This is a genomic window from Diaphorobacter sp. B2A2W2 (assembly GCF_056730635.1).
In genome coordinates, this window is the sequence record NZ_JBWZOR010000001.1 from 343487 (window position 1) to 356451 (window position 12965).

10 protein-coding genes are annotated in these 12965 nt (G+C 66.7%); 7 read left to right on the forward strand and 3 right to left on the reverse strand.

The features are described from left to right. Positions 1-94: 94 nt before the first annotated feature. Complete coding sequence (gene chrA, locus AC1PPL_RS01595) at positions 95-1318, forward strand: chromate efflux transporter (protein WP_479972454.1); 1224 nt, start codon at positions 95-97, stop codon at positions 1316-1318. Between the two features lie 64 nt (positions 1319-1382). Here the strand turns inward: chrA and AC1PPL_RS01600 are convergent, their stop codons facing one another. After that, a complete protein-coding gene (locus AC1PPL_RS01600; RefSeq protein WP_011805279.1) occupies positions 1383-1835 on the reverse strand; it encodes an Lrp/AsnC family transcriptional regulator in 453 nt (150 codons plus the stop codon). Positions 1836-1972: 137 nt separating this feature from the next. On the opposite strand from AC1PPL_RS01600, the gene AC1PPL_RS01605 reads away from it, so the two are divergent. Then, on the forward strand, positions 1973-3142 hold the full coding sequence (locus tag AC1PPL_RS01605) for a saccharopine dehydrogenase family protein (protein ID WP_479972455.1): 1170 nt from the start codon (positions 1973-1975) through the stop codon (positions 3140-3142). Here the strand turns inward: AC1PPL_RS01605 and AC1PPL_RS01610 are convergent, their stop codons facing one another. Then, positions 3143-4972 (reverse strand): AMP-dependent synthetase/ligase, encoded by a 1830-nt coding sequence (locus AC1PPL_RS01610; protein ID WP_313146473.1) that lies wholly within the window; start codon positions 4970-4972, stop codon positions 3143-3145. 168 nt (positions 4973-5140) lie between these two features. Further along, positions 5141-5776 carry a GntR family transcriptional regulator gene (locus tag AC1PPL_RS01615; RefSeq protein ID WP_015913371.1) on the reverse strand — a complete coding sequence of 212 codons (636 nt, stop codon included), beginning with the start codon at positions 5774-5776 and terminating at the stop codon, positions 5141-5143. A 124-nt stretch (positions 5777-5900) separates the two neighbouring features. Between AC1PPL_RS01615 and scpA the strand changes: the two genes are divergently transcribed. Genes scpA through AC1PPL_RS01640 form a run of 5 tightly spaced genes read left to right on the forward strand, consistent with a single transcriptional unit; the run spans position 5901 to position 12937 of the window. Then, positions 5901-8063: a methylmalonyl-CoA mutase gene (scpA, locus tag AC1PPL_RS01620; RefSeq protein WP_270173737.1), complete on the forward strand. Its 2163-nt coding sequence runs from the start codon at positions 5901-5903 to the stop codon at positions 8061-8063. Continuing rightward, positions 8060-9088, forward strand: coding sequence for a methylmalonyl Co-A mutase-associated GTPase MeaB (gene meaB, locus AC1PPL_RS01625; RefSeq protein ID WP_479972456.1), 1029 nt, complete (start codon positions 8060-8062; stop codon positions 9086-9088). The genes scpA and meaB overlap by 4 nt, the downstream gene beginning before the upstream one ends. 25 nt (positions 9089-9113) lie before the next feature. After that, the gene (locus AC1PPL_RS01630) at positions 9114-10646 is read left to right on the forward strand and encodes an acyl-CoA carboxylase subunit beta (protein WP_015913374.1); all 1533 of its coding nucleotides are present in this window, start codon (positions 9114-9116) and stop codon (positions 10644-10646) included. A 12-nt stretch (positions 10647-10658) separates the two neighbouring features. Next, positions 10659-10886 carry a hypothetical protein gene (locus tag AC1PPL_RS01635; protein WP_135149238.1) on the forward strand — a complete coding sequence of 76 codons (228 nt, stop codon included), beginning with the start codon at positions 10659-10661 and terminating at the stop codon, positions 10884-10886. Positions 10887-10888: 2 nt separating this feature from the next. Continuing rightward, positions 10889-12937, forward strand: a complete 2049-nt coding sequence (locus AC1PPL_RS01640; RefSeq protein ID WP_479972457.1) for an acetyl-CoA carboxylase biotin carboxylase subunit — start codon at positions 10889-10891, stop codon at positions 12935-12937. The last annotated feature ends 28 nt before the right edge of the window (positions 12938-12965 follow it).

Here is a 12965-nt window from a genome sequence, read left to right on the forward strand (position 1 = left end):
GCGCGCGCACGCGCCGCGCTCCGCTGCTGGCACGCGGCGCCAGTCATCCGCGCGCAACGCGCAATAGCGATACTCGAGGTTTCGCGCCCGCTGCATGCCACCCATTTCTCCTTTCGCCGCCACCCGCCACCACGCCAGCGCCTGGCGGGTGTTCCTCATCTTCCTGCGCCTGGGCCTGACGTCGTTCGGCGGGCCAGTGGCCCATCTGGGCTACTTCCGCGAGGAATTCGTCGCGCGCCGCGGCTGGCTGACGGAAGACGCCTTTGCCGACCTGGTGGCGCTGTGCCAGTTCCTGCCCGGCCCCGCCAGCAGCCAGGTGGGCCTGGCGCTGGGCCTGCGCCAAGCGGGGTGGGGCGGCGCACTGGCGGCCTGGCTGGGTTTCACGCTGCCCTCCGCGCTGCTGATGGCGCTGCTGGGCCTGGGCCTGGTGGCGGGGCAGGGCCTCGTGCCCGCGGGCGTGCTGCACGGCCTGAAGGTGGCGGCGGTGGCCGTGGTGGCGCAAGCCGTGTGGGGCATGGCGCGCAGCCTGTGCCGCGGGCCCGCACGGCTGCTGCTGATGGTGCTGGCCTGTGCGCTTGCGCTGCTGTGGCCGGGCGTGGTGGGGCAGGTGGGCGCCATGCTGGTGGCGGCGCTGGCCGGCTTGGGCCTGTGGGGGCGCGCGGGCGCCATGCCGGCGCCACCATCGCAGGGCGGGCTGGCGGCCGGGGTGCGACCGCGTACTGGAGCGCTGCTGCTGGCCGCATTTGCGGCGCTGCTGGTGCTGCTGCCGCTGGCTGCGCGCGCCTGGCCTCAAGGATGGCTGGTGCTGGCCGATGCGTTCTACCGCGCCGGCGCCCTGGTGTTCGGCGGCGGCCACGTCGTGCTGCCGCTGTTGCAGGCCGAGGTGGTGGCCACCGGCTGGGTGGCGGCCGACGATTTCCTGGCAGGCTATGGATTGGCGCAGGCGGTGCCGGGGCCGCTGTTCACCTTTGCGGCCTTTCTGGGCGCGGCGGCAGGCCACGGCGCGGGCGGCTGGCTGGGCGCGGCCGTATGCCTGGTGGCGATCTTCGTGCCAGCATTCCTGCTGGTGGCGGGCGCGCTACCGTTCTGGGATCGGCTGCGGCACAACGCACGTGCCCGGGCGGCCTTGGCGGGCGTGAATGCCGCCGTGGTGGGCCTGCTGCTGGCGGCGCTCTACCACCCGGTGTGGACCAGCGCCATCCATGCGCCAGCCGACCTGGCGTTGGCACTGGCGGCCTTTGCCGCGCTGGTATGGGCGCGCGTGCCGCCGTGGCTGGTGGTGCCGTTGTGCGGCGCAGCAGGTTGGCTGCTGGGCTGATGACAGAAGGAAAACGGCCTCAGCGCTTATCCATCAAGCGCTAGCAGCTCTCATTAATAGAGCATCAACCGCCCACGCTGCGACGGTCGATCTTGCGGCTGAGCACGATGCTGGTCTGCGTGTTCTGCACGCCGTCCAGCTGGCCGATGCGGTCCAGCAGGCCGTCGAGCTGCTCGTGGCTGGTGCAGCGCAGGAACACCAGGTAGTCGAACGGCCCGCTCACCGCCGAAACCTCTTCCACCTGGGGCAGGGCCTGCAACGTTTGCAGCACCGCCGGCCCGGCCTTGGGCAACACGCGCAGTGCGCACCAGGCCCGCACGGCGCTGCCTGCCAGCCGCTGGCCCAGGCGCACGCCGTAGCCGGCGACCACCCCTTCACGCTCCAGCCGCGCAATGCGCGCCACCACCGTGGTGCGTGCCAGGCCCAGGCGGCGCGCCAGCTCGGCCGTGCCCTCGCGTGCGTTGGCCTGCAGCAGGCTGAGCAGTTGTTGGTCCAGTGCGTCCAGTTCCACGGGCATCTCCAATGCTGCCGATAAGTCGTGCAATGCCGTCGATATGACGATCGTTGATGCTTTTATCGACATTTGTAATGCTACACACTGACAACGATCCGGCCTAGCATGTCTCTACCGAACGACAACGCAAGGAGACCGCCATGACCCGCCTGCATCCCGTCAATGCTTCCCACCCGCACCGCGTACTGATCCTGGGCGCGGGCCATATCGGCCGTGCCATTGCGCTGCTATTGGAGGACGCGGGCAGCTACACGCTCACCGTGGCCGACCGCGACGCCGCCGCACTGAAGCGCCTGCAGGTCCACAGCGCCGCCCCCTTGCAGGTGACGGGCGACGCCATGCTGGAGGCTGCCATTGCCGGGCACCATGCGGTGCTGAACGCACTGCCGTTCCACCAGGCCGTGCCGGTGGCCACGCTGTGTGCACGCCATGGCGTGCACTACTTCGACCTGACGGAGGACGTGGCCAGCACCCGTGCCATCCAGGCGCTGGCCGAAGGCGCGCGCAGCGCGCTCATGCCGCAGTGCGGGCTGGCGCCCGGCTTCATCGGCGTGGTGGGCAACGCCCTGGCGCAGCGCTTGGACCGCGTGGAAGGGCTGCAACTGCGCGTGGGGGCGCTACCGCGCTACCCCCAGGGCGCCCTGCGTTATGCCATGACCTGGAGCACCGAGGGCCTGATCAACGAATACTGCAACCCGTGCGACTCCATCGTGCAGGGCCGGCGCACCAGCGTGCCTGCGCTCGGCGGGTTGGAAACGCTGCTGATCGACGGCGTGGAATACGAGGCCTTCAATACCTCGGGCGGCCTGGGCACGTTGCCCCAGACCTGGGAGGGGCGCGTGCAGCAGCTCGACTACAAGTCGGTGCGCTACCCCGGCCACCATGCCATCCTGCAGCTGCTGCTGCACGAGCTGCGCCTGCGCGACCGGCGCGACCTGCTCAAGGAGTTGCTGGACGGCGCCGTCCCGACCACGCAGCAAGACGTGATCGTGATCCTGGCCAGCGCGCGCGGCCAGCGGGACGGCCGGTTGGTGCAGGAAAGCTATGCCGCCCACATCCTGGGCGCATCGGTGCGCGGGCAGATGCTCAGCGCCATCCAACGCACCACGGCCGCGGGCATCTGCGCGGCGCTGGACCTGGTCATGGCGGGCCAGCTTCCGCAGGCCGGTTTCATCGGGCAAGAGCAGATCGCGCTGGAGGACTTCCTGGCCAATCGGTTCGGGCGCGTCTACCGCGTGCCGGGAAGCGAGGGGGACGCCGAGTCGGCCCAGGCCCCGCTTGCGCGGTCATTGCAAGCGGTGGGGGCCTGATCAGCGCTTTTGGTACATGGCCTCGATGGCGGCCGCGTAGTGCGCCATGAGGTTGGTGCGCTTGAGCTTAAGCGTGGGTGTCATGAACGCGTTCTCGATCGTCCATGGCTCGCGCACCAGATGCACGGCGCGTGGCACCGCGTAGCGCGGGAATCCGGCCGCCAGCTTCTCGATGCGCGCCAGTGCCGCCCGTTGGGCGCTGGGGTGCGCAAGGCTGGCAGGGTCGTTGGCGTCCAGCCCCAGTTGCCCGGCCAGTTGGCGCCACTCTTCGGCATGCACCACGGCCACGCAGGCGATGAAGGGGCGCTGCTCGCCCACCACAAAGGCCTGCTCGAACAGCGCATCGGCGGTGATGGCCAGCTCCAGGTCGGCCGGCGGCACCTTCTCGCCCGTGGAGGTGACGATGATTTCCTTGATGCGCCCCAAGATGCGAATGCGGCCGTCGACGATCTCGGCCTGGTCGCCTGTGCCCAGCCAGCCGTCGGCGGAGACGGTGCGGGCCGTATCCTCGGGGCGCTTCCAGTAGCCCTTCATGACGATGGGGCCGCGCACCTGCAGTTCGCGGTTCTCGCCGATGCGCACCTCAACGCCCGGCAAGGCGCGGCCGACGGTGGACGGGTCGTTGTCCTCCAGCGTGTTCACGCTGACCACGGGCGTGGTTTCGGTCATGCCGTAGCCCTGCACCAGTTGCAGGCCCAGGCCCAGGAAGCAGTGCGCGATGGTGGGCGACAGCGGCGCGCCCCCGCTCACGGCCACGCGCACGCGGCCACCGAACTGCGCCAACAGCGGCTTGGCCACCAGGGCACGCAACAGCGGCCAGGGCAGGGCGCGCATCCAGCCACCCGCGCCGTCGTCCTGGGGTGCTGGCAGGCGCTGCGCGGCGCAAAACCGCTTCCAGCCCACGGCCTGCGCGGCCTGGAACAGCTGCATCTTCAAGGGCGAGGGCGACAGCGTCTCGATGAGCTTGGCATGCACGCGTTCATAGATGCGCGGCACCGACACCAGCACCGTGGGGCGCACATTCTTCAAGTCCTCCGCCAGTTGCGCCACCGAGCGCGCGTAGACCACGCAACTGCCCGAGGCCATGGGCAGGTAGTAGCCGCCTGTGCGCTCAAAGGTGTGCGACAGCGGCAGGAAGGACAGGAACACATCCTGTGGCGTGGGGGCGATGCGCTCCAGCACCGCCTTCACGTCGGCCACCACGTTGGCATGGCTGAGCATCACCCCCTTGGGCTTGCCGGTGGTGCCGCTGGTGTAGACGATCGCCGCCAGATCCTCAGGGCCGGGCGGCGGGGGCAGCGGCGTATCTGCCGCGGCATGCTGCAGCCAGGCAGCCAGCGGTGCGACCGGTACGTCCTGCTCGGCGGCGGTGGGCAGGCCGGTGCTGGCGTTGGTCGTCACCACGCCCATCAGGTGCGGAAGCGGCATGCCCACGTCGCGGATGCGCCGCCATTGCTCTGGCTCTTCCACGACGAGCAGCGACACCTCGGCATCCGCCAGGATGTAGGCGATGCTGCCCGGATTGTCGATGGCATGCAGAGGCACGGGCACACAGCCCGTGGCCATCACGGCCTGGTCGATGCTCATGGCATCCAGCCCGTTGGGCAGCAGGATGGCGATGCGCGCCCCCTGTGGCAGGCCCGATGCGGCAATGGCGCGGCTGCACTGCTGCACGCGCTCCTGGGTCTGTGCCCAGGTCAGGCTGATCCACTGGCCGGTGCCGGGGTCGCAGGCACGGTAGGCCTCGCTGTGGGGAGTGAGGGCGGCGCGGAACGCCAGCAGTTCGGGCAGCGTCTGCACGCCGCGCAGGTCAGGGGTGGGGGAATTCATGCGTGCAATACGTGCAGTGCGTGCCGGCAGGGTTGGGCGCCATTGCGGAGCCAAGCCGCCGGGCAAAAAGCGGAATCATAGGCCGGGCACGCGCGTTTTCGCACGATCGTTCGCAAACTTGTCGCTCGCGCGACGGAAAAAAGAACGGCGGATGAGGGGCGGGCCCGGTCAGCCCGCTGCCTCCAGCCCATGCGCGAAATGCGCGGACATGGCGGCCACGGTGGCCTGCGGGTCGCGCGCGCGCAGCGCGGCCAGGATGGTTTCGTGCTCGGCCAGCGAATCCTCGATGCGTCCCTGCTTGAGCAGCGAGTTGTGGCGGTTGAGCTTCATGACCTTGCGCAGGTCGGCCACCATCTGGCTGCGCCAGCGGTTGTCGGCCATCTCCAGCAGGCGCATGTGGATGCGCTCATTGATGGTGAAGAAGCGGTCGCGGTCCTGCACGGCGGCGGCCAGGTCGGCATGCAGCTGCTCCAGTTCGCGCAGTTGCTCCGGCGTGGCACGGGCGGCCACCACGCCTGCCGCGTCGCTCTCCAGCAGGCTGAGCAGGTGGTAGACATCGTGCAGGTCCTTGTCGGACATCTCGGTCACGTAGGCGCCGCGGCGCACCTTCATGGTGACCAGGCCTTCCGCCGCCAGTACCTTGAGTGCTTCGCGCAAAGGCGTGCGGCTGATGCCGAACTCCTCGGCGATCTTCAGCTCGTCGATCCAGCTGCCAGGCTCCAGCTCGCGCCGGAAGATGCGCTGGCGCAGTTGCTCCGCCACTTGTTCATAGAGTGCGCGGGGAGTGAGGGTGACGGCTGACATGGGCGGACTGTACCTGAAAAAAACTAAGAATTAATAATTACAGATCAGGTAAACTCCGCAAAATTGCGAAAACGCAGCACGCATAACCACATCTCTTTGCCATCTTTGCGAAAGCGCCCCCGCCATGAGCAGCCATCCTGATCCCATCTTCCAGTCCGCCGACCTTGCCGCCTGGGCCAAGGCCGCGGCCAAGTCCGCGCCCGGCGGCGACGTGAATGCCCTGAACTGGGTGACGCCCGACGGCATCAGCGTGAAGCCCCTGTACACGGCGCAAGACACGCAGGACCTGCCATACGCCAACACGCTGCCGGGCTTCGAGCCCTACCTGCGCGGCCCGCAGGCCACCATGTACGCCGTGCGCCCCTGGACCATCCGCCAGTACGCCGGTTTCTCCACGGCCGAAGAATCCAACGCCTTCTACCGCAAGGCCCTGGCCGCGGGGGGGCAGGGCGTGTCGGTGGCCTTTGACCTGGCCACGCACCGCGGCTACGACAGCGACCACCCGCGCGTGACGGGCGACGTGGGCAAGGCGGGCGTCGCCATCGACAGCGTGGAGGACATGAAGATCCTGTTCGACGGCATTCCGCTGGACAAGGTGTCTGTTTCCATGACCATGAACGGCGCCGTGCTGCCCGTGCTGGCCGGCTACGTGGTGGCAGCCGAGGAGCAGGGCGTGAGCCAGGACAAGCTGGCCGGGACCATCCAGAACGACATCCTCAAGGAGTTCATGGTCCGCAACACCTACATCTATCCGCCCAAGCCGTCGATGCGCATCATCGGCGACATCATCGAGTACACGAGCAAGAACATGCCCAAGTTCAACTCGATCTCGATCTCGGGCTACCACATGCAGGAAGCCGGCGCCAACCAGGCGCTGGAACTGGCCTTCACCTTGGCCGACGGCAAGGAATACGTGAAGACGGCCATCGCCAAGGGCATGGACGTGGACGATTTCGCCGGGCGCCTGTCGTTCTTCTGGGCGATCGGCATGAACTTCTACCTGGAGATCGCCAAGATGCGCGCCGCGCGCCTGCTGTGGTGCCGCATCATGAAGGGTTTCAACGCCAAGAACCCCAAGAGCTTGATGCTGCGCACGCACTGCCAGACCTCAGGCTGGTCGCTCACCGAGCAGGACCCCTACAACAACGTGGTGCGCACCACCATCGAGGCCATGGCGGCCGTGTTCGGCGGCACGCAAAGCCTGCACACCAACGCGCTGGACGAAGCCATCGCGCTGCCCACCGAATTCAGCGCACGCATTGCGCGCAACACGCAGCTCATCATCCAGGAAGAGACCCACATCACCAACGTGATCGACCCCTGGGCCGGCTCCTACATGATGGAAAAGCTCACCCAGGACATGGCCGACGCCGCCTGGAAGATCATCGAAGAGGTCGAGGCGATGGGCGGCATGACCGCCGCCGTGGACTCCGGCTGGGCCAAGCTCAAGATCGAGGCCGCGGCTGCGGAAAAGCAGGCGCGCATCGATTCGGGCAAGGAAGTCATCGTCGGCGTGAACAAGTACAAGCTTGCCAAGGAAGACCCGGTGGACATCCTTGAGGTGGACAACGTCAAGGTGCGCGAGAACCAGATCGCGCGCCTCAACGCCATCAAGGCAAAACGCGATCAAACCCAGGTCCAACAAGCGCTGGCCGCTCTTACTTCTGCGGCAGAAAGCGGCCAGGGCAACCTGCTGGATCTGTCGATCCAGGCGATTCGCGCACGCGCCACGGTGGGCGAGGTGTCCGACGCGCTGGAAAAAATCTTCGGGCGCCACCGCGCCGATACGCAAAAGGTGACCGGTGTGTACGCTGCTGCCTACGACTCGGCCGAAGGCTGGGAAAAGCTCAAGGGTGAAATCGATCAGGCCGCCGAACAGCTCGGTCGCCGCCCGCGCGTGATGATCGCCAAGCTCGGCCAAGACGGCCACGACCGCGGTGCCAAGGTGGTGGCCACGGCCTTTGCCGACCTGGGGTTCGATGTGGACATGGGCCCGCTGTTCCAGACCCCCGAGGAGTGCGCGCGCCAGGCCATCGAGAACGACGTGCACGCGGTGGGCGTCTCCACCCTGGCCGCGGGCCACAAGACGCTGGTGCCCGCCATCATCGAAGAACTGAAAAAGCAGGGCGCCGACGACATCATCGTCTTCGTGGGCGGCGTGGTGCCCGCGCAGGACTACGACTTCCTCTACGGTGCAGGCGTCAAGGGCGTCTATGGTCCCGGCACGCCGATCCCGGCCAGCGCCAAGGATGTGCTGGAGCAAATCAAGAAGGCGCAGGCGCAGTGACCCCCCAGCAGTTGCACGAAGGCATCCTGCACGGCGCGCCCGCCGTGCGGCGCCGCGCCATGGCCAAGGCCATCACGCTGCTGGAATCCACGCGGGCCGACCATCGCACGCAGGGCGACGAACTGCTCACCGCGCTGCTGCCGCACACGGGCCGCGCGTTTCGCCTCGGCATCAGCGGCGTGCCTGGCGTGGGCAAGAGCACCTTCATCGAAGCCTTGGGCCTGCACCTGATCGGACAAGGCCTCAAGGTGGCGGTGCTGGCCATCGACCCGTCATCCACCGTCTCGGGCGGCTCCATCCTCGGTGACAAGACGCGCATGGAGCACCTGTCGGTCCACCCCGATGCCTACATCCGCCCCAGCCCGTCCAGCGGCACGCTGGGCGGCGTGGCCGAGAAGACGCGCGAGGCCATGCTGGTGTGCGAGGCTGCGGGCTATGACGTGGTCATCATCGAGACCGTGGGCGTGGGCCAGAGCGAGATCGCCGTGCAGGGCATGACCGACATGTTCTGCGTGCTGCAGTTGCCCAACGCGGGCGACGACCTGCAGGCCATCAAGAAGGGCGTGATGGAGCTGGCCGACCTGGTGGTCATCAACAAGGCCGACATCGACCCGCACGCCGCCACACGCGCGCAGGCGCAGATCACTTCCAGCCTGCGCCTGCTGTCCATGCATGGCAACCCCGAGCATGCGCACCACGACGAATCCCTGTGGACGCCGAAGGTCATCACGCTTAGCGCGCTGAAAGGCGAGGGGGTGGATGGCTTCTGGGCCGCGGTGCAGGAGTTCCGCCGCCTGCAGACGGCCAACGGCCGCCTGGCCGCGCGGCGCGAGCGGCAATCCCTGGCGTGGATGTGGGAGCGCATCGACGCGGGCTTGAAGCAGGCCTTCCGCCAGCACCCGCAGGTGCGCGAGCTGCTGCCCCGCCTGCAGCAGGACGTGGCCGCGGGGCGCGTAGCGGCCTCCACTGCAGCACGAAATCTGCTCGCAGCGCAATCTGGACAAGCGCTGCAAGCTACTATTTAAATAGCACTTCACTGAAAGAGCGACCATGCAAGACATCCTGGATCAACTGGAGAAAAAGCGCGAACTCGCCCGCCTGGGCGGTGGCCAGAAGCGCATCGACGCCCAGCACAAGAAGGGCAAGCTCACCGCGCGCGAGCGCATCGAGCTGCTGCTGGACGACGGCACCTTCGAGGAATGGGACATGTTCGTGGAGCACCGCTGCACGGACTTCGGCATGGAGAACACCAAGATCCCCGGTGACGGCGTGGTCACCGGCTACGGCATGATCAACGGCCGCCTGGTGTTCGTGTTCAGCCAGGACTTCACGGTGTTCGGCGGCGCGCTGTCCGAGACCCACGCCGAGAAGATCTGCAAGGTCATGGACCAGGCCATGAAGGTCGGTGCGCCGGTGATCGGCCTGAACGACTCGGGCGGCGCGCGCATCCAGGAGGGTGTGGCTTCCCTGGGTGGCTATGCCGACGTGTTCCAGAAGAATGTGCTGGCGTCCGGCGTGATCCCGCAGATCAGCATGATCATGGGCCCCTGCGCGGGCGGAGCGGTATACAGCCCGGCCATGACCGACTTCATCTTCATGGTCAAGGACAGCTCGTACATGTTCGTGACCGGCCCCGAGGTCGTGAAGACCGTCACGCACGAAGAGGTCACGGCCGAAGAGCTGGGCGGCGCCATCACGCACACCACCAAGAGCGGCGTGGCCGACATGGCCTTCGAGAACGACGTGGAGGCGCTGATGATGCTGCGCCGCCTGTACAACTACCTGCCGCTCAACAACAAGGAAAAGGCGCCCGTGCGCCCGAGCAACGACCCGGCCGACCGCGCCGACCTGTCGCTGGACACGCTGGTGCCCGACAACCCCAACAAGCCGTATGACATGAAGGAGCTGATCGTCAAGACGGTGGACGACGGTGACTTCTTTGAGCTGCAACCCGACTACGCCAAGAACATCCTCATTGGCTTCGCGCGCATGGAAGGGCAGACCGTGGGCATCGTGGCCAACCAGCCGCTGGTACTGGCGGGTTGCCTGGACATCAAGAGCTCTATCAAGGCCGCACGCTTCGTGCGCTTCTGCGATGCGTTCAACATCCCCGTCATCACCTTCGTGGACGTGCCCGGTTTCATGCCAGGCACCAGCCAGGAGTACGGAGGCATCATCAAGCACGGCGCCAAGCTGCTCTACGCGTACGCCGAGTGCACGGTGCCGAAGATCACCGTCATCACGCGCAAGGCCTACGGCGGGGCGTACGACGTGATGAGCTCCAAGCATCTGCGCGGCGACGTGAACCTGGCCTGGCCGAACGCCGAGATCGCCGTGATGGGCGCCAAGGGCGCGGTGGAGATCATCTTCCGCGAGGATAAGAACGACCCCGCCAAGCTGGCCGCCCGCGAGGCTGAGTACAAGGCGCGCTTTGCCAACCCGTTCGTCGCCGGCGCACGCGGCTTCATCGACGACGTGATCCTGCCGCATGAGACACGCAAGCGCATCTGCCGCAGCCTGGCCATGCTCAAGAACAAGCAGCTTGATAACCCGTGGCGCAAGCACGGGAACATTCCGCTGTAAAGGAGAGTTGGCATGGCGCTGATCGCAAATATCAAAGCGCAGCCACTGCAGTCGGTCGCAAAGCACTCGACAGTTGAATGCACTTACACCGTAGTCATCACAGACGATGGGAAGTGCTTGCAGCTAGACACATACGGTTCTGCCGGGCGCGCGCTCCCTGGGAAAAAGAGTCAAAGTCTTCGATTCAGTCCTGAAGCCCTTCAGCAACTGAAGCAAATCATTCAAGAAAACGGGTTGTGAGAATGTTCACCAAAATCCTGATCGCCAACCGTGGCGAAATCGCCTGCCGCGTCATCGCAACCGCCCGCAAGATGGGCATTGCCACCGTGGCCGTCTACTCCGACGCCGACAAGGACGCGCGCCATGTCAAGCTGGCCGACGAGGCCGTGCACATCGGCGCTGCGCCCAGCCGCGAGTCGTATCTGCTGGCCGACAAGATCATTGCCGCCTGCAAGCAGACCGGCGCGCAGGCCGTGCACCCAGGCTACGGCTTCCTGTCCGAGAACGAAGCCTTCGCCAAGCGGGTGGAGGAGGAGGGCATCGTCTTCATTGGCCCCAAGCATGCGGCGATCGCCGCCATGGGCGACAAGATCGCTTCCAAGAAGCTGGCCAACCAGGCGGGTGTGAACACCATCCCCGGATACAACGACCCCATCGCCGGGCCCGAGGCCGCGGTGGAGATCGCCAAGGGCATCGGCTACCCGGTGATGATCAAGGCCTCGGCCGGTGGCGGCGGCAAGGGCCTGCGCGTGGCGTTCAATGACAAGGAAGCCTTTGAAGGCTTTGCCAGTTGCCAGAACGAAGCGCGCAACAGTTTTGGCGACGACCGCATCTTCATCGAGAAGTTCGTGCAGGAGCCGCGCCACATCGAGATCCAGGTGCTGGGCGACGCCCACGGCAACGTGATCTACCTGAACGAGCGCGAATGCTCCATCCAGCGCCGCCACCAAAAGGTGATCGAGGAGGCGCCGTCCCCCTTCATCAGCGACGCCACCCGCCAGGCCATGGGCGAGCAGGCCGTGGCCCTGGCTAAGGCCGTGGGCTACCAAAGCGCCGGCACGGTGGAGTTTGTGGTCGGCAAGGACCAGGACTTCTACTTCCTGGAGATGAACACCCGCCTGCAGGTGGAGCACCCGGTGACCGAGTGCATCACCGGCCTGGATCTGGTGGAACTCATGATCCGCGTGGCCGCCGGCGAAAAGCTCGCCATCCGCCAGGAAGACGTGAAGCGCGACGGCTGGGCCATCGAGTGCCGCATCAACGCCGAGGACCCGTTCCGCAACTTTCTGCCCTCCACCGGACGCCTCGTGCGTTTCCAGGCGCCGGAGGAGTCCATGTTCCAGGGCGACACGACCAAGAAGTATGGCGTGCGCGTGGACACGGGTGTGTTCGAAGGCGGGGAGATCCCGATGTACTACGACTCGATGATCGCCAAGCTCATCGTGCACGGCCAGGACCGCAACGACGCCATCGAAAAGATGCGCGCCGCGCTCAACGGCTTCGTGATCCGCGGCATCAGCAGCAACATCCCTTTCCAGGCGGCGCTGCTGGCGCACCCGAAGTTCGTGGCCGGCCAGTTCAACACCGGCTTCATTGCGGAGCACTACGGCAAGGGCTTCGCCGCCGAAGACGTGCCGCACGACGATCCGCTGTTCCTGGTGGCGCTGGCGGCGTACATGAACCGCCGCTACCGCGCGCGTGCATCGGGCATCAGCGGCCAGCTCACGGGTCATGAGGTGCAGGTGGGCGCGCAGTTCACCGTGGTGGTGCTGGGCGCACAGGGCAACAACATCCACCATGAAGTGACGGTCACCGACTATGAGCCAGAGAGCCGCTCCAGCGCCGTGACCATCGGCAACACCACCTACCGCATCAGCAGTACGGCCGGCCTGGGCGACATCCGCGTGCAGGGCCAGTGCAACGGCAAGGGCTTCACGGCGCAGGTGGAGCGCGGTACGGCCAAGAACCCGCTGGCGCTGCGCATCAGCCACAACGGTACGCAGATCGACGCGCTGGTGCTGTCGCCGCTGGGCGCAAAGTTGCACCAGCTCATGCCCTTCAAGGCACCGCCGGACCTGTCCAAGTTCCTGCTGTCGCCCATGCCGGGCCTGCTGGTGGACGTCGCGGTGCAGCCGGGCCAGAAGGTGCAGGCCGGCGAGAAGCTGGCCGTGATCGAGGCCATGAAGATGGAGAACATCCTCTTCGCGGCGCAGGACGGCGTGGTGGGCAAGATCGTTGCGGGCAAGGGTGAATCGCTGGCGGTGGATCAGGTCATCCTGGAATTTCAATGAAAACAGCGCCTAACGCTTGCCCTGTAAG